General features: G+C 66.7%; 16 protein-coding genes. 4 read left to right on the forward strand and 12 right to left on the reverse strand.

Features of this window, described 5'->3' with window-relative positions:
• Positions 1 to 4 precede the first annotated feature (4 nt).
• Both N5C88_RS00770 and N5C88_RS00775 read right to left on the reverse strand, forming a co-directional pair.
• Entirely contained in the window at positions 5 to 1,033 is a 1,029-nt protein-coding gene (locus N5C88_RS00770; RefSeq protein WP_280014477.1) for a tripartite tricarboxylate transporter substrate binding protein, read from the reverse strand.
• Between the two features lie 181 nt (positions 1,034 to 1,214).
• The gene (locus N5C88_RS00775) at positions 1,215 to 1,841 is read right to left on the reverse strand and encodes a LysE family translocator (RefSeq protein WP_059376646.1); all 627 of its coding nucleotides are present in this window, start codon (positions 1,839 to 1,841) and stop codon (positions 1,215 to 1,217) included.
• 133 nt (positions 1,842 to 1,974) lie between these two features.
• Between N5C88_RS00775 and N5C88_RS00780 the strand changes: the two genes are divergently transcribed.
• Together N5C88_RS00780 and metC are read left to right on the forward strand one after the other, a co-directional pair.
• Positions 1,975 to 2,700 (forward strand): nitroreductase, encoded by a 726-nt coding sequence (locus N5C88_RS00780; protein ID WP_280014478.1) that lies wholly within the window; start codon positions 1,975 to 1,977, stop codon positions 2,698 to 2,700.
• A 76-nt stretch (positions 2,701 to 2,776) separates the two neighbouring features.
• A complete protein-coding gene (gene metC, locus N5C88_RS00785) occupies positions 2,777 to 3,976 on the forward strand; it encodes a cystathionine beta-lyase (RefSeq protein ID WP_251879582.1) in 1,200 nt (399 codons plus the stop codon).
• Between the two features lie 21 nt (positions 3,977 to 3,997).
• Here the strand turns inward: metC and N5C88_RS00790 are convergent, their stop codons facing one another.
• The 5 genes from N5C88_RS00790 to argS all read right to left on the reverse strand — a co-directional run bounded on the left by N5C88_RS00790 (position 3,998) and on the right by argS (position 9,457).
• Positions 3,998 to 4,975, reverse strand: coding sequence for an alpha/beta fold hydrolase (locus N5C88_RS00790; RefSeq protein ID WP_280014479.1), 978 nt, complete (start codon positions 4,973 to 4,975; stop codon positions 3,998 to 4,000).
• Entirely contained in the window at positions 4,954 to 6,165 is a 1,212-nt protein-coding gene (locus N5C88_RS00795; RefSeq protein ID WP_280014480.1) for an ABC transporter substrate-binding protein, read from the reverse strand. Before N5C88_RS00795 ends, N5C88_RS00790 begins: the two co-directional genes overlap by 22 nt.
• A 136-nt stretch (positions 6,166 to 6,301) precedes the next feature.
• Positions 6,302 to 6,931 (reverse strand): thiol:disulfide interchange protein DsbA/DsbL, encoded by a 630-nt coding sequence (locus N5C88_RS00800; protein ID WP_054455603.1) that lies wholly within the window; start codon positions 6,929 to 6,931, stop codon positions 6,302 to 6,304.
• An 81-nt stretch (positions 6,932 to 7,012) separates the two neighbouring features.
• Positions 7,013 to 7,765, reverse strand: a complete 753-nt coding sequence (locus N5C88_RS00805; protein ID WP_251878486.1) for an SPOR domain-containing protein — start codon at positions 7,763 to 7,765, stop codon at positions 7,013 to 7,015.
• A gap of 9 nt (positions 7,766 to 7,774) precedes the next feature.
• Complete coding sequence (argS, locus tag N5C88_RS00810) at positions 7,775 to 9,457, reverse strand: arginine--tRNA ligase (RefSeq protein ID WP_175181657.1); 1,683 nt, start codon at positions 9,455 to 9,457, stop codon at positions 7,775 to 7,777.
• A 320-nt stretch (positions 9,458 to 9,777) separates the two neighbouring features.
• Between argS and N5C88_RS00815 the strand changes: the two genes are divergently transcribed.
• Both N5C88_RS00815 and N5C88_RS00820 read left to right on the forward strand, forming a co-directional pair.
• Positions 9,778 to 10,125 carry a DUF1840 domain-containing protein gene (locus tag N5C88_RS00815; protein ID WP_059376669.1) on the forward strand — a complete coding sequence of 116 codons (348 nt, stop codon included), beginning with the start codon at positions 9,778 to 9,780 and terminating at the stop codon, positions 10,123 to 10,125.
• Positions 10,126 to 10,214: 89 nt separating this feature from the next.
• Positions 10,215 to 10,532: a hypothetical protein gene (locus tag N5C88_RS00820; RefSeq protein WP_059376671.1), complete on the forward strand. Its 318-nt coding sequence runs from the start codon at positions 10,215 to 10,217 to the stop codon at positions 10,530 to 10,532.
• A 76-nt stretch (positions 10,533 to 10,608) separates the two neighbouring features.
• Here N5C88_RS00820 and N5C88_RS00825 read toward each other — a convergent pair whose 3' ends face one another.
• The 5 genes from N5C88_RS00825 to N5C88_RS00845 all read right to left on the reverse strand — a co-directional run bounded on the left by N5C88_RS00825 (position 10,609) and on the right by N5C88_RS00845 (position 15,591).
• Positions 10,609 to 11,409: a carbohydrate ABC transporter permease gene (locus N5C88_RS00825; protein ID WP_042795754.1), complete on the reverse strand. Its 801-nt coding sequence runs from the start codon at positions 11,407 to 11,409 to the stop codon at positions 10,609 to 10,611.
• Positions 11,406 to 12,281 (reverse strand): sugar ABC transporter permease, encoded by an 876-nt coding sequence (locus tag N5C88_RS00830; RefSeq protein ID WP_059376674.1) that lies wholly within the window; start codon positions 12,279 to 12,281, stop codon positions 11,406 to 11,408. Before N5C88_RS00830 ends, N5C88_RS00825 begins: the two co-directional genes overlap by 4 nt.
• Before the next feature lie 13 nt (positions 12,282 to 12,294).
• Positions 12,295 to 13,590: an ABC transporter substrate-binding protein gene (locus N5C88_RS00835; protein ID WP_059376680.1), complete on the reverse strand. Its 1,296-nt coding sequence runs from the start codon at positions 13,588 to 13,590 to the stop codon at positions 12,295 to 12,297.
• A gap of 27 nt (positions 13,591 to 13,617) precedes the next feature.
• A complete protein-coding gene (locus tag N5C88_RS00840; protein WP_059376689.1) occupies positions 13,618 to 14,673 on the reverse strand; it encodes an ABC transporter ATP-binding protein in 1,056 nt (351 codons plus the stop codon).
• Positions 14,674 to 14,793: 120 nt separating this feature from the next.
• A complete protein-coding gene (locus N5C88_RS00845) occupies positions 14,794 to 15,591 on the reverse strand; it encodes a phosphodiesterase (protein ID WP_118934769.1) in 798 nt (265 codons plus the stop codon).
• Between the last annotated feature and the right edge of the window lie 37 nt (positions 15,592 to 15,628).

A 15,628-nucleotide genomic window follows, 5' to 3' on the forward strand; every position in this document is an offset into this window, starting at 1 on the left:
GGCCTCAGTCCAGCGTCACCCCTGCGTCGGTGGTCAGCTTTAGAACGATCGGAAGATAGGTCTGGTACTCGGCCTCGGCTTCGTGGGGCAGGTTTCCGATCGGCTCCAGATCCATCGCGAGCAGCCGCTCGCGGACCTCAGGACTCTGCACCGTGGCGCTGATCTCGCGACCCAGGCGTTCGACGATGTCGGCGGGCGTTTGGGCAGGGGCAAGCAGCGTCGTCGGCGTCACGGTCCGATACGCCTCATCGTCGTAGCCTGCCTCGGCCATGCTCGGTACGTCTGGCAGGCTGCTGATCCGCTTTCCGCCGAGCACCGCGAGGGCGCGTATCTTGCCGGTGGCGAGGTGCTGCCTGAGGGTGTACGCGGAAGCCAGGGCCACGTCGATCTGGCCGGCAAGCAATGCCGTCACGATCGGCAGTTCACCCTTATAGGGCACGTTCAGGATGTCGATGCCATAAGTCTTGTTCATGTAGCGCTGAATGACGTGCGGCGGGGAGCCCGGTCCCCACGAACCCATTCGAAGCGCGCCAGGTTCTTTTCTTGCGTGCGCTATCAGCTCGTCCATGTTCCTTACGGGCAACGAACCGTGGACCACGATCACGCCCGAACTCTTGGAGATATCGGAGATCGGCCGCAACTCGGTGCGCGGATCGTAGGGGAGCTTCTTGTCGAGCACGAGGTTGGCGGTGATCGGCGTGGCAAGGGTCAATAGCAGGGTGTAGCCGTCCGGGGCCGATTTGGCGACGTGATTGGTGGCGATGATGCCGCCTGCGCCAGGCTTGTTCTCTACGAGCACGGGCTGGCCGAGCCGCTTGCCCAGGCCTTCGGCTACCGATCGTGCAATGACGTCGACCTGTCCGCCAGCCTGGTAAGGCACGACCAGGCGCAAGGGCTTGGACGGATAGTCGGTCTGGGCGTGCGCAGGCAAGGACAGGCATGCCAGCGCAACGGCAGCCCATCCGGCCCGCCTGGCAACCGTGGCCAGCGCTTGGGTGGGGGCTTTCCTGCGCAAGTGTTTGCTTAGATTCATGGCCACGCTCCTTGCGCCGCAAGGGGGGCTATCGGTGTCCGTGCCTATGCCTTTCCTGGGGCGATGCGGCAATCTTGAACCGCCGGCCCAGGTCCGCAAACGTCAAATTCCACATATGCTCATGAAGAATGCGCGTGGCTCTCTCAGAGCGGGCGCATTTGCGAGGGCCTGCCCCGCCCGTTCAACGCGAGGCCGTCGCCAGCCGCACGGCCAGCCCGACGAACACCAGCGCGGCGATCCGGTTCAGCCAGCGCTTGGCCGTCACCGAACGCTGCAGCAATTCCCCGAACGCGCCCGAGAAGAAGGCGATGGCGCCGAACACCAGCAGCGTCGACACCATGAACACCGCGCCTAGCTGCATGGTCTGCAGGCCCACCCGGCCCAGCGCCGGCGAGGTGAACTGCGGCAGGAAGGCGAAGAAGAACAGCAACACCTTGGGATTGGTCAGGTTCATCACGATGCCGCGGCGATAGAGCGCGCCGGGCTTCATGGGTTCGGGGCGCTTGCCGTCCTCGGCTTCGACCGGCGCGCGCAGGATCTGCCACGCCAGATAGGCCAGGTACGCGGCGCCCGCCAGCTTGAGCACGGTGAAGGCCATGGGCGAGGCCGCGAACACGGCCGCCAGCCCGACGGCCACGGCGGCCGTATGTCCCAGCAGTCCCGTGCACAGCCCCAGCACCACGAACATGCCGGCCTTGCGGCCCCAGATGGCGGATTGCATCAACACGAACAGGTTGTCGGGCCCCGGGGTCAGGGCCAGCAGGACGGCAATGCCGAAGAATGCGATCAGGGTGTCGATGGGCAGCATGGGGGTCGCCTGGAACGGTTCGGCCGGCTCTGGAAGGCCGGAAGTGGCATCATAAAGGGAAAGACGTGCTCATCATGCATGCCGCATGCGTCCCTGGCGGGCGTGTGCGACCCGATCAGGAGAGACGACCGCCATGCCCTTCACCGCCATGCCGCATTCCCCGCAACCCTTGCGGGACGCAGACGCGCGCCCCGATGCCGCACTCGAAGCTTGGCTGCATGCGCGCCACAGCTGCCGCGCCTTTCTGCCCCAGCCCGTCGCGCGCGGCACCATCGAACGCATCCTGGATCTGGCGCAGCGCGCCGCGTCCTGGTGCAACTGCCAGCCCTGGCAGGTGACGATCACCGAAGGCGCGGGTACGGAACGCCTGCGCGACGCGCTGCAACGCCGCGCGGAACAGTCTGGCTTCACGCCGGATTTTCCGTTTCCGCGCGAATACCAGGGCGAGTACCTGGCCCGCCGGCGCGAATCAGGCTTCCAGCTGTATGGCGCGGTCGGCGTGGCTCGTGGCGACCGCGAGGCATACCGCCGCCAGGAAATGCGCAATTTCCAGTTGTTCGATGCGCCGCACGTGGCCATCGTCACCACCGACGAGGCGCTGGGCGAATACGGCGCGATGGATTGCGGCGGCTATGTGGCCAATTTCCTGCTGGCGGCCCAGGCCAACGGCGTCGCGACCGTCGCCCAGGCATCCTTGGCCATGTATCCGGAAGTGCTGCGCGATGAGCTCGGCATCGCCGCGGATCGCCGCGTGGTCTGCGGCATTTCCTTCGGTTATGCCGACACGGCGCACCCCGCCAACAGCTATCGCACCAGCCGCGCACCGCAATCCGAAACCGTTACCTGGATCGGCGAATAGGGACAGGCCGCGCCTGGCCTGATATGGTTCTTCCTGATCGCTTTTATTCCGTCCCTGTCCATACGCAAGCAGTCCACTGAAGATGCCCACCAAACACATCGATACGCTTCTGCAGCACGCAGGCACCGCCCCGTTCAACCCGGAAACCGGCACCGCGCCGGTACCCCTGCCGCCGATGCGGGCCAGCACGGTGCGCTTCGAGAACCTCGCAGCGCTCGAAAAGGCCCAGCGCAGCAAGGCGGCAGGCGGCCGCGCCTCCACCTACGGGCGCATGGGCATGGACACGCATGCGGCGCTGGAAGAAGTCTTCACCCAGCTCGAAGGCGGCACGCATTGCTACCTGGCATCCTCGGGCCTGTCGGCGATGACCATGGTCATGATGGCCCTGTGCTCGGCCGGCGACCACGCCCTGATCTCGGACTGCGTCTATGGTCCGATGCGCGAACTCGACGACGCGGTGCTCAAGCGCATGAACATCGAGATCACCTACTTCGCGGCCGGCGAGGACCTCGAAGCGCTGGTGCGTCCCAACACCAAGCTGCTGTACGTCGAATCTCCGGGATCGCTGCTGTTCGAGATGCTGGACATGGGCGCCATGGCCGCTTTCGCGCAGAGCCACGGGCTGGTGCTGGCCACCGACAATACCTGGGGTTCGGGCTACATCTACCGTCCCCTGACGTTGGGCGCGCAGGTATCCGTCATCGCCGGCACCAAGTACGTGGGCGGGCACTCCGACCTGATGCTGGGCGCCGTCGTCACCAATGACGAGCAGATTGCCCGCAAGCTCAACCGCACGCAGTACGCCATGGGCTATTCGATCAGCGCGGACGACGCCTGGCTGGCTTTGCGCGGCGTACGCACCATGCCCATCCGCATGGCCCAGCACGCGCGCCATGCCTTGCAGGTATGCGAATTCTTCAAGAGCCGTCCCGAGACCGTGCGCCTGTTCCACCCGGCCTGGCCGCAGGATCCCGGCCACGCCCTGTGGCAGCGCGATTGCACCGGCTCCAATGGCATGCTTTCCGTCGAGCTGCGCCTGTCGCCGGCGGCCGCGCGCGTGTTCGTGGATTCACTGACGCTCTTTGGCATCGGCTTTTCCTGGGGCGGCTATGAAAGCCTGGTGCAGCTGGTGTCGAGCAAGGACCTGGCCAAGCACCGCTATTGGGGCGAAGGCGACAACGCCCTGGTGCGCCTGCACATCGGCCTGGAGTCGCCGGACGACATCATTGCCGACCTGACCCAGGCGCTGGAAAAGGCCGCCGCCGTCCAGGGCTGAGCGGCGCAAGGCGCGGCGGCCTCAGGCGGCCGCGCCGCGTATCCACGCGCCGATGCGCGCGGCGATGTCGTCGCTGTTGTCGTCCATCATGGGCATGTGCGAATTGCCGGCAATGCCCATGTCGGCCAGGCGCCAGGTTTGCACGCGGGCGCCTTGGCGCGTCAGCTCATCGGCATAGGCCTGGCCGGTGGCGCACAGCTTTTCCCATAGCGGCGTCGCGTCCAGGTAGTCGCCATAGACGAACAGAAAGGGCTTGTCCGCCACGGCTTGGGCCGTCACCTCGGACGAGTAGCCCGAGGGCTCGATGCCGATGACCCCGCGCACCAGGTCCGGCCGCGCGTGCAGCGCGCGGTAGGCGACTTCGCCGCCGTGGCTGTGCGCCATCACCAGGCACGGTCCGACGCGGTCGAGCACCGCGCAGAACCCCTGCAATGCCGCATCGTTATTGCCCAGCCAGCGCGGCACCGCATGGCGGATGAAGTCGTCGAACGCGGCGACCGGAAAGCGCTGCCCGTCGAACGCACGCCGTGCCGGATAGTCCTCGGCGCGGCCGAAGCGGAACAGCGTCCAGCTTTCCTCGGCATTGCGGATGATGGGCGGCTCGGGCCAGACCTGCGTGAACGGCGCCCAGCCCGCGCGGCCGCGCTCGACGTTGTCCACGACGTACACCGCATGTCCCTGCCGCAGGAAATGCTGCATCCAGCCCGGCCTGCCATCCGGCGTCTGCTCCCACATCGCGCCCGTCATGCCGCCGCCATGCAGCAGCACGATGGGCAGCGGATGCGCCAGCCGCGCCGGGATGAAGTACTGCACGTAGGCCTGCTCGAAGTGATACAGCCCGTTGGGGTCATACGCCAGCGACGCGCTTTGCGTGAACGCGATATCGCGCCGAGGCAGGCCGTCGATGCGCACCTGCCGCCCGCCCGCGTAGAAGCTGCCGAAGTCGGCCAGGGCCACTGCCCGGGGAACCGCCTGCGTCATGGCTTGACCAGCGGGCATTGGCTTTCCGACAAGGGCCAGGCCAGCGCCGCGCCGGGGATGTTGCGCACGATGTTGTAGTAGTCCCAGGGCGCCTTCGACTGCGCCGGCGTCTTGACCTGCGCCAGCATCATGTCGCGCACCACCAGGCCGTCTTCGCGGATGTGCGCGTTGAGGCTGAACGGGTCGTCGATGGGCAGCGATTTCATCTTGGCCATGACGGCGTCGGCGTCCACCGTGCCTGCCGCCTTCACGGCCTGCAGGTAATGGCGCACCGAGCCGTAGACGCCGGCTTGCAGGAAGGTGGGGGGACGCCCCACGCGGGCCTCGAACTTCTTGGCGAAAGCGCGCGTGCCGTCGTTCATGTCCCAGTAGGACGGCACGGTCAGATAGGTTTTCTGCGCGGCTTGCAGGCCCAGGCTGTGCACGTCGGTGATCAGCAGCAGCATGGCCGCCAGCTGCTGCGCGCCGCCGATGCCGAATTCCGCGGCCTGCTTGATGGCCGAAATGGTGTCGCCGCCGGCGTTGGCGATGGCGATGATCTGCGCCTTGGATGCCTGCGCCTGCAGCAGGAAGGACGCGAAATCCGAGGCGTTCAGCGGGTGGTAGACGGTGCCGACGACCTCGCCGCCGTTGGCCTTGACCACGGCCTCGGTGTCCGCCGCCAGCTGCTTGCCGAAAGCATAGTCGGACGCCAGGATGAACCAGCGTTTGTTGCCCTCGTTGACCACCGCGGTCGCCGTGCCGCGCGAGAGCGCATACGTGGTGTAGGTCCATTGCACGCCGTAGGGCGAGCACTGCGCCTGGGTCAGCGCGGTGGTGCCAGGACTGGAGAACAGCACCAGCTTTTTCTTGTCGCGCGCGATGCCCTGCACCGCCAGCGCGACCGACGAGTTGGGCACGTCCACGATCACGTCCACGCCGTCGGTGTCGTACCACTTGCGCGCCATGCCGCTGCCGATGTCGGGCCGGTGCTGGTGGTCGCCCGAGACCAGCGAAATCGGCTTGCCCAGCAGGGTGCCGCCCATTTCCTCGATGGCCAGGCGGGCGGCTTCGACCGAGCCGCGGCCGGTGGCGTCGGCGGTGACGCCCGCCATGTCCGTGAGTACGCCGATCTTCACGCCGTCGGTTTCGTTGGCTTGCGCCAGGCCGGCGGCCAGCGCCAGGCATAGGCCCAGCATCGCGCGTTTGCGCGGGAATCGCTGCTTCATTTGTCTTCCACCCATTGTGTGCCGCTGTTGCGGCGATTTGTTGTGCGGAAAGTGTAGCGCGGGCCCAGGCGGGAACTGCAAAGAAAAACGCCCCGGCCGGCAGGCTCGGGGCGTTGTGGATTCCGGCTGGAACGTATCAGTTGCGCGCCAGCGGGATCAGGCGGGTCACTTCCTTCAGCGCGCCTTCGTAGCTGTTGCCCGCCATGACCGGCGAGGTCATGAACTTGCCGCCGACGGCGAACGACGGGGTGCCGTCGATGCGGTAGGCGTCGGCCAACTGGGTGGCGCGCTGCACCTGCGTCTGCACGCTGAACGAGTCGAAGACCGAGTCGAACTTCTCGCGGTCCACGCCCTGCGTGGCGATCCATTCGCCCATCGCCTTCTTGTCGAACAGGCGCTTGTGCTCGCCGTGGATGGCGGCAAAGACCTTGGGGTGCAGGTCCGGGCGGTCCAGCGCCAGCAGCGTGTAGTAGAGCTGCTGCAGCGGCTTCATGCCGGCGTTGAACGCGATCGGAACCTGCTTGAGCACCACGTCCGGCGGCGCGGTCTTGGCCCAGTCCTCAACCATGGGTTCCATGGCGGCGCAGTGCGGGCAGGTATAGGCGAAGAATTCCAGGACCTCGATCTTGCCCGGGGTGTCCGACGGCAGCGGCGGGTTGATGGCGATGGACTGCTGCGTGCCTTGCGCGTGGCTAGCCGGGCTGAAGAATGCCGTGGCGGTCAGCGCGGCCGCGGCCAGGATGCGGATTATCTTGGGGGACAGCATGGATGAGAGGTTCCTGAGTAAAAAGTTACAGACAGGCCCGGGGCCGGATAAGTTCAATGCTTGCGCGCGCGGTGGCCCACATTACTGGCGCACCACCGCGGTTTCGATCTTGTTCTCGCCCAGGCGGCCGCGTGCCCGGTTCATGTCGTCCAGGCGGGCAAACGGGCCCACCCTGACCCGATTGATGGGCTTGCCGTTCACTTCGGCCTTTTGCACCGCCACCGGCAGACCCAGCAGGATGATGCGGGCCTTGAGGGATTCCGCGTCGTTCTCGCCCCGGAAGGCGCCAGCCTGCAGGTAATACGTGCCGTTGGCCGCGGACGCGGTGGCGGCCGGCTTGGGAGCCGGCGCGGGCGCGGCGGCGGGGGCGGCCTTGGAGATAGGCGTGGGCGCCTGGCTGGGGGCGGCGGACGGCGCGGCCGAAGCCACGGCGGGCGCCTTGGACGTAGGCAGGGTGGCAATCAGCGCGCCCAGGTCGTCCAGCTTGGCGGGGGTATCGTCGCCCTTGGAGGCGGCGGGTCCGGTGGCCTGGCCGGTACCGGCCCCGGGCAGCGGCGCGGGCGCCGTGGCGGTCGGGCCGGTGGACGGGGTGCCGGCGCCGCCGTCGCGGCCGTACAGGCCGGCGTTGGGGTCTGGCGCCTGGCGCGGGTCCGGCAGCTTGCCGTTGTCGCCCTGGCGGCTGGCTCGGTCGACGAAGGGCACTGGCGCCTTGGTGACGTAGAAGGCGACGACGGCGGCCACGATCAGGCCGATGAGCAAGCCGGCCAGCGCGCCGTACAGGGTGCTGCCGCTTTCGCCGGAGGAACGGCGGGTGGTTTTGCGCTTGGTTGCCATGAACCGATGTTACATCCGCTCGGGCGCCGATACGCCCATCAGCTCCAGCCCGTTGGCCAGCACCTGACGCGTGGTCGAGGCCAGGCGCAGGCGGGCCAGCTTCAGGGCCGTGTCGTCGACCAGCACGCGCTCGGCGTTGTACCAGGCGTGGAAATCCGAGGCGCAGTCGCGCAGCCAGAAGGCGATATGGTGCGGCGACAGTTCCTGCGCCGCCAGCGCCACCACGTTGGGGAATTCGGCCAGGCGCTGCATCAGCGCGAATTCGGTCGGGGCGGTCAGCAGCGCCGCGTCGGCCTGGGCCACGTCGGCGGCCGGCATGGCGGCGTTGTTGATGACCGAGCAGATGCGGGCGTGCGCGTACTGGATGTAATAGACCGGGTTCTCGTCGCTCTTGGACAGCGCCAGGTCCACGTCGAACACGAATTCCGTGTCGGCGCGGCGCTGGATCAGGAAGTAGCGCACCGCGTCGCGGCCCACCCAGTCGATCAGGTCGCGCATGGTCACGTAGCTGCCGGCGCGCTTGGAGATCTTGACCTCTTCGCCGCCGCGCATGACCTTGACCATCTTGTGCAGCACGTAGGCCGGGTATTCCTTGGGAATGCCCTCTTCCAGCGCCTGCAGGCCGGCGCGCACGCGCGCCACGGTGCCGTGGTGGTCGCTGCCCTGGATGTTCACGGCGCGATGGAAGCCCCGCTCCCATTTGGCCTTGTGGTAGGCCACGTCCGGCACGAAGTAGGTGTAGCCGCCTTCGCTCTTCCGCATGACGCGGTCTTTGTCGTCGCCCGTGCCCAGTTCGGTGGTGCGCAGCCACAGCGCGCCGCCTTCCTCGTAGGTGTGGCCGCCGGCGATCAGCGCCTTGACGGTCGCTTCGACCCGGCCGGAGGTGTAGAGCGAGCTTTCCAGGTAGTAGTTGTCGAATGCCAGGCCGAAGGCCTGCAGGTCCAGGTCCTGTTCGCGGCGCAGGTAGGCCACGGCGAAGACGCGGATGTCGTCCAGGTTGTCGACGTTGCCCGTGGCGGTGACGTCCACGCCATCGGAGTGAACGGTCGCGCCGGCCTGGAAGTCGCGCGCGATGTCGGCGATGTAGTCGCCCTTGTAGCCGTCGGCGGGCCACTCGGGGGAATCGGTCGTCAGGCCGCGGGCGCGCGCCTGCACGCTGATGGCCAGGTTCTGGATCTGGTTGCCGGCGTCGTTGTAATAGAACTCGCGGGTGACGTCCCAGCCGATGGCGTCGTACAGGCGGCAGATGGCATCGCCCAGCGCGGCCTGGCGGGCATGGCCCACGTGCAGCGGGCCGGTGGGGTTGGCCGACACGAATTCGACCAGGATCTTCTCGCCGTTGCGCGGCGCACGGCCGAAGGCGGCGCCTTGCTCGGCCACGGCGGCGATGACGGCCTGGCGCGCGGCGGCGGTGATGCGCAGGTTGATGAAGCCGGGGCCGGCGATTTCAGCGGACTCGATCAGGCTGGCGGCGCCGGGCTGGGCCATCAGGGCGTCGACGATGGCCTGGGCCAGTTCGCGCGGGTTGCGGCGGGCCGGCTTGGCCAGCTGCATGGCCACGTTGGTGGCGACGTCGCCGTGGGCGGCGACCTTGGGGCGCTCCAGCAGCACATTTGCCACGGCGTCGGGCAGGCTTTGCGCGACGGCGGCCTGGATCAGGGAGATAAGCTGTTTTTGTTGCTCGAGGAGCATGGGCGTCTGGAGAAGTTCTGAGTTAGTGACGGACGCGCCCGCACAGGCCGGGCCTGTCGGGCGGAGCGGACAGGGGCGGCGTAGCCGGGCGGACCGCGCGTGCCGGCTTCATGGCCGCGTCAGGTCCCGCTGTCACGGGAATCTCCTGAATCATAGCTTGATTTGGCCATGGAACCGGCCTGCGCCCTGGGCGGGAACGCCGCAAGGAAGGGTCCGGGGGGACACATGGCGCCGGTCGTCGGACCTGCTTCCCCAGGCCAGTTGGCAGTCCCCTGGTGTTGCGGTAGTGTATGTAAGTAATCAATGTGGGAGACTGGAATATGCTGATCACCTTTCATTCCAAGGTCGTGGCCGAGGTTCTGATGCTGACCGACCATGCCGGCGCGCTGCTGCTGGCGGCGGGCAAGTCCTTCAAGGACAAGATCCCGGAGCGCGGCGTTTTCACCGTCGAGCAGCTGGGGCCGGCCATCAGCGGCATCGAACGCGCGATCGAGGAATACCAGAGCGCCCATGACGGCTCCGAGGAAGAGGACGAGGACAAGGCCCCGGCCTCGCCCATGGCCCGCATGGTGGGCCTGAAGGAGCGCGCCTTCCCCCTGCTCGACATGATGCGCCAGTCCTTGGCGGCAAACGCCGAAGTCACCTGGGAGGTGTCGCGCGGCTGGTAAGCCGGCGAGCCCAATGTCGCCGGGCGGACAATCTGCCCGGCGTTTTTTGCCTACCCTACTCGCCTGACGCCACCCCAAGGAACCCCGACATGCGCAGCGACATCACCATCGTTTTCGATTCCCGCCGTTCGCTTGACCTCTCGGCCAGCGTCGAGCCCTCGCCGCAGCGCCAGAGCGATGCGCGCGACTGGTTCGACAGCGCCTGGGAAACGCTGGGCTGCGAACCGCTGCGTCCCAGCGGCAAGGTCCTGCTGCTGGACAAGGTGCTGGGCGTGGCCGATGCGCTGGGCTACGACACCCTGTCCTCCGACGAAAAAGAGGCGCGCGAGTTCGCGGAGCACCTGGCGCTGGCGCTGGAGCGTCCGCGCATCACCGTGGACTTGCCGGGGCTGACGGTAGGTTACTGAGCGATCCGGCCTCAACCCCAAGAAAAAACTGCCCCCATAGGGGCAGTTTTCATTTGGGCCGGTCCCGCAGGCGGGTCTAGCGGATGCCAGCCCGCATGAACGATTGCACGAATTGCCGCTGGAACAGCAGGAAGGCGATCAGGAGCGGCGCCGCCGACATCAGCGTGGCGGCCGTGATGACCGACCAGTCGATGCCCTGGTCGGTCGACGAGAACACCTGCAGGCCCACCGTCAGCGGCCGGGATTCGACCGAGTTGGTGATGATCAGCGGCCACAGGAAGTTGTTCCAGTGGTGGCTGACCGAAACCAGCCCGTAGGCCACGTAGATCGGCTTGGCCAGCGGCACATACACCTTCCACAGCACCTGAAGCGCGTTGGCGCCTTCCATGCGCGCGGCTTCTTCCAGTTCCCGCGGCACCGTCTTGAAGGTCTGGCGCAAGAGGAAGATGCCGAAGGCGGATGCAAAGTAAGGCAGGCCGATGGCGAACACCGTGTCGCGGATGCCCAGCTGGCTCATGGAGCGGTAGTTCTCCACCAGCAGCACGTCCGGCATGATCATCAGCTGCAGCAGCACCAGCATGAAGACGAAATCGCGGCCGCGGAACTCGAAGCGCGCGAAGGCGTAGCCGGCCAGGGTCGACAGCACCAGTTGCGCCGCCAGCACCATGGTGACCAGCAGGAAGGTGTTGAGGAAATAACGCGGGAACGGCGCCGCGTGCCAGGCGCGCACGAAGTTGTCCAGCGTCAGCGGCGCGAACAGGTCGAAGCGGGTCGCGTAGGCGGGCGGGTGGAACGCCGCCCACATGGCATAGGCCAGGGGCAGGATCCACAGCAGGCCGAGCGCCCAGGCGCCCAAGGTATCGAGCTTGTCTTTCATTGATAGTGCGTCCTGCGGTCCAGCCAGCGGAACTTGACCAGCGCGGTCAGCGCCAGCACCACCAGCAACACGACGGTCAGCGTGGCGGCGTAAGCCGTGTCCCAGAAACTGAAACCCACCTGGTAGATGTAGTACAGCAACAGCGTGCTGGCGTTATCCGGCCCGCCGCGCGTCATCACCACTACGTGGTCCACCAGCCGGAACGCGTTGATCAGGGCATTGATCAGCACGAAGAGCGTGGTGGGCATGAGCAGCGGCCACAGGATGCGGCGGAAGTACTGCCAGCGCGATGCGCCTTCCAGCATCGCGGCCTCGCGCAGCGACGGCGATACCGTCTGCAGGGCGGCCAGGTAGAAGATCATGAAGAAGCCGGCTTCCTTCCAGACCGTCACCAGCATCAGCGCGGGCAGCGCGGTCTCGCGGTTGCCCAGCCAGTTGGGGCCCGTAGCGCCGAACAGCTGCATCACCTGGGCGATCAGGCCGTATTGCGGCGTGTAGAAGAACAGCCAGATGTTGGCCACCGCCACCATGGGCAGCACCGTCGGCGTGAAGTAGGCCATGCGCAGGAAGCCGCGCCCGCTCAGGTTGCGGTTGACCCACAGCGCCATGACCAGCGCGATGCCGATGGACGTGGGAATGGTCCCCAGCGCAAACCACAGGTTGTTCCACAGCGACTGCCAGAACACCGGGTCGTCGCGCATGACGGCGTAGTTGTCCAGCCCCACGAAGCGCGCGGGGCGCGCGCCCTTGGGGGTGGAGAAAAAGCTGTGCCATAGCGTCGCCACCGCCGGGTAGTGCGTGAAGGCGGCGAGCAGCACGAGGGCTGGCAGCAACAGCAGCCAGCCGTACAGCGCGTTTAAAGAGCGGCTCATCGTGCTTGTCGGTTTACTTGTAGGGACGCAGTATGCGGTCGGCCTCGCGTTGCGCGTCGGTCAGGGCCTGCTGCGGCGTCTTGGAGCCCGTCAGGGCGGCTTGCAGGGCGTCGTTCAGGGTCTTGGTGACACGCTGGTTCTCATGCGTGGAGAACTCGGCCACGCTGACTTCCAGTTGGTCGCGCGCGACCGCGGCGGCCGGCACTTCCTGCGCGTACTTCTTCATCTTTTCGGTCTGCCAGGCGGCCGGGGTCACGGCCACGTAGCCCGTGGCGATGCTCCAGTCGGCGGCGCGCTCGGGCGTGGTGACCCATTGCGCGAACTTCAGCGCGGCCTGCTGCTGCGCCGGCGTGCCGCTCTTGAAGATGTAGAAGTTGCCGCCGCCGGTCGGGCTGCCGCCGCGCTTTTGCTGCGGCATCATGGCCACGCCGAACGGGAAGTCGGCGTTCTTGCGGATGTTGGTCAGGTTGCCCGTCGTGGTCCAGACCATGGCGGCCTTCTTTTCCAGGAAGTCCTTGGGCGTGGTGCCCCAGTCGATGGTGCCGGTCGGCATGATCTTGTGCTTGGCCGACAGGTCGTGCCAGAACTGCGCGGCTTCCACCACCGCAGGCTTGTCCAGATAGACCTCGTTGCCGGCCTCGTTCATCAGGATCGCGCCGTTGGGCGTGGTCAGCGCCTGGAACAGCCAGTAGGCGAACGCGCCGCCCGAGGGGATCTCGATGCCCCACTGCGTGGTGTTGCCGGAGGCGTCCTGCTTGGTCAGCTTCTTGCCGTACTCGACCAGTTCGGCCCAGGTCGCCGGCGCGCGTTCGGGATCCAGGCCCGCGGCCTTGAACAGGTCCTTGTTGTAGTACATGACGATGGTCGAACGCTGGAACGGCACGCCCCAGGTATGGCCGCCGGTGCGGCTGTTCTGCATGAAGGCGTCATAGAAGCCGCCCAGCCACTTCTTGTCGGCGTCGCTCTTGGCCAGGCTGTCGATCGGCACAATGGCGTCTTCGTCGATCAGCGTGAACATGTCGGTGGACAGCAACACCGCCAGCTGCGGCGGGGTGCCGCCCTTGAGCGCGGTCAGCGCCTTGGCGATGGAGTCCTGGTAGGAGCCCGCGTAGATCGGCTTGATCTTGATGTCGGGATTTTCCTTCTGGAAATCCGCCACCATGTCGTCGACGATCTTGGTGATGGGGCCGCCGACCGCGACGGGGTAATAGAACTCCACCTCGACGGGCTTGTTCTGCGCTTGCGCAGGCAGCGACAGGCAGGCGGCGGCCAGGCTGGCGGCCAGGGTTTTCAGTACGATGCGACGCATGTTGTTTTCCTTTCCTGTGTACGGGCCCTAGCGGCCAGCGGAGTTGATGACCGCCGAATCGGCGGCAAAGAAGTGCTGCTGGCCGTCCTCCCAGGACAGGCCCAGTGTTTCGCCTGCGCCGGCGCGCAGATGGCCGCCCACGCGCACGGCCACGCCGCTGGTGTCGCCCACGCGGCAGACCACGATGGAATCCGCGCCGAAGTACTCCACGCTTTCCACGGTGGCGGGAACGCCGTCGGCGTCGATGCGGATGTGTTCGGGACGCACGCCCAGCTTCACGGCGCCCGCGGGGGCGCCGGCGATGGCGCGGCTCTGCGTGCCGGCGATGACGGTGGCGCCCTGCGCGGAGGTCAGGCCGATCAGGTTCATGGGCGGCGTGCCGATGAAGCGCGCCGCGAATTCGGTGGCGGGACGCGCGTACAGGCCGTCGGGCGTGTCGTGCTGTTCAATCTTGCCGCCGCGCAGCAGCACCACCTGGTCGGCCATGCTCATGGCCTCGGTCTGGTCGTGCGTCACGTAGACCATGGTGATGCCCAGGTCCTGCTGCAAGGCGCGGATCTCGCGGCGCATTTCATGGCGCAGCTGCGCGTCCAGGTTGGACAGCGGTTCGTCCATCAGGCACACCGGCGCTTCGGAAATCACGGCGCGGCCCAGCGCCACGCGCTGTTGCTGGCCGCCCGACAATTGCGAGGGCTTGCGGTCCAGCAGATGGTTCAGGCCCAGCAGGCCCGCCACGCGTTGCAGGCGGCGGTCATAGTCGCGCGCGGGCTCCTTGCGCACCTTGAGGCCGAACAGGATGTTCTCGCGCACGGACAGGTGCGGAAACAGGGCATACGACTGGAACACCATCGAGATGCGGCGCTTGGCGGGCGGCAGCTGGGTGACGTCGCGGTCGCCGATGTGGATGGTGCCGGAGGTGGGCGTGTCCAGCCCGGCAATCATGCGCAGCGTGGTGGACTTGCCGCAGCCGGACGGCCCCAGCAGGACCGTGAAACTGCCGGCGGGAACGGTGAAGCTCACGCCATGGATGGCGGCAGCGTTGCCGTACTGTTTGGTGAGGTTATCCAGGACGATGGATGACATGCTGTCTCGAAGATCTAATAGTTAGATCCGCATTGTTGCCTGTTATGAAAACCTTTTCATTGTGCAGCGCAAACATGACGGATGTATGGCAGGACAAACTTTCGTAGTCTAGCGTCGGCCTCAGCCGAAGGGGTATGGGCCGGGGTATTCCCCAATGACTGCGTGATGCGTGACCAGGTTCTTCCCTTGCCACCAGTGCAGCTGGTAGCCCGGCGGTTCCATGATGTATTGCAGCGTTGGCCGCGGCCCCAACTCCATTGCGAGCTGGTGCGCGGTGCCCGGACAGGTGGACGCGATGGTGCCGCCGAAACGCTGGAAGATCGTGCGGTGCAGGTGGCCGCAAAGCACGCGCTCCACATTGGGAAAGCGCGCCACGATGCGTTCGAGCTCGGGGGCGCCAGCCAGCAGGCCGATGGCGTCCATGTGCTCGATACCCGTCAGGAAAGGCGGATGGTGCATCAGGACCAGCGTGGGCCGCTCGGGCTGTTCGGCCAGGCGCGTGGCCAGCCAGTCCAGGCGGTCCTGGCAGAGTTCGCCATGGCTCTTCATGGGTACCACCGTGTCCAGCGCCAGCATGCGCAGCGGATAGGTCTCGATGGCGTACTGGATGAAGGGGCTCTCGCCTTGCAGATAGGCGTGGTCCGGGAAGGCCGCACGCAGCTGGGCGCGGTCGTCGTGGTTGCCGGGCAGCAGGAAGTACGGAATTTCCAACGCCTGCAGGTGTTCGCGCAGCACTTGATATTCGTGCGGGCGGCCCAGGTCGGTCAGGTCGCCCGTGATCAGCACGCAATCGGGGCGCGGGGTCAGGGCATTGAGTGCGCGCACCGCGGGCGCCAGGAACGCCGCCGGATCGATGATGCCGTAGGCCTTGTCGCCCGGAGTGCGCATGTGCAGGTCGGTGATTTGTGCGATGAGCATGACGCGTATGCAGAAGAATGGTTGTTGTAGAGAGAGG

Source organism: Achromobacter sp. GD03932 (genome assembly GCF_029839485.1).
Lineage (GTDB): Bacteria > Pseudomonadota > Gammaproteobacteria > Burkholderiales > Burkholderiaceae_B > Achromobacter > Achromobacter bronchisepticus_A.

What these genes read in the sequence shown, in the direction of transcription:
- N5C88_RS00770 (WP_280014477.1), bottom strand. Translation starts at nt 1,033, where the DNA reads ATGAATCTAAGCAAACACTTGCGCAGGAAAGCCCCCACCCAAGCGCTG.
- N5C88_RS00775 (WP_059376646.1), bottom strand. Translation starts at nt 1,841, where the DNA reads ATGCTGCCCATCGACACCCTGATCGCATTCTTCGGCATTGCCGTCCTG.
- N5C88_RS00780 (WP_280014478.1), top strand. Translation starts at nt 1,975, where the DNA reads ATGCCCTTCACCGCCATGCCGCATTCCCCGCAACCCTTGCGGGACGCA.
- N5C88_RS00790 (WP_280014479.1), bottom strand. Translation starts at nt 4,975, where the DNA reads ATGCCCGCTGGTCAAGCCATGACGCAGGCGGTTCCCCGGGCAGTGGCC.
- N5C88_RS00795 (WP_280014480.1), bottom strand. Translation starts at nt 6,165, where the DNA reads ATGAAGCAGCGATTCCCGCGCAAACGCGCGATGCTGGGCCTATGCCTG.
- N5C88_RS00800 (WP_054455603.1), bottom strand. Translation starts at nt 6,931, where the DNA reads ATGCTGTCCCCCAAGATAATCCGCATCCTGGCCGCGGCCGCGCTGACC.
- N5C88_RS00805 (WP_251878486.1), bottom strand. Translation starts at nt 7,765, where the DNA reads ATGGCAACCAAGCGCAAAACCACCCGCCGTTCCTCCGGCGAAAGCGGC.
- argS (WP_175181657.1), bottom strand. Translation starts at nt 9,457, where the DNA reads ATGCTCCTCGAGCAACAAAAACAGCTTATCTCCCTGATCCAGGCCGCC.
- N5C88_RS00815 (WP_059376669.1), top strand. Translation starts at nt 9,778, where the DNA reads ATGCTGATCACCTTTCATTCCAAGGTCGTGGCCGAGGTTCTGATGCTG.
- N5C88_RS00820 (WP_059376671.1), top strand. Translation starts at nt 10,215, where the DNA reads ATGCGCAGCGACATCACCATCGTTTTCGATTCCCGCCGTTCGCTTGAC.
- N5C88_RS00825 (WP_042795754.1), bottom strand. Translation starts at nt 11,409, where the DNA reads ATGAAAGACAAGCTCGATACCTTGGGCGCCTGGGCGCTCGGCCTGCTG.
- N5C88_RS00830 (WP_059376674.1), bottom strand. Translation starts at nt 12,281, where the DNA reads ATGAGCCGCTCTTTAAACGCGCTGTACGGCTGGCTGCTGTTGCTGCCA.
- N5C88_RS00835 (WP_059376680.1), bottom strand. Translation starts at nt 13,590, where the DNA reads ATGCGTCGCATCGTACTGAAAACCCTGGCCGCCAGCCTGGCCGCCGCC.
- N5C88_RS00840 (WP_059376689.1), bottom strand. Translation starts at nt 14,673, where the DNA reads ATGTCATCCATCGTCCTGGATAACCTCACCAAACAGTACGGCAACGCT.
- N5C88_RS00845 (WP_118934769.1), bottom strand. Translation starts at nt 15,591, where the DNA reads ATGCTCATCGCACAAATCACCGACCTGCACATGCGCACTCCGGGCGAC.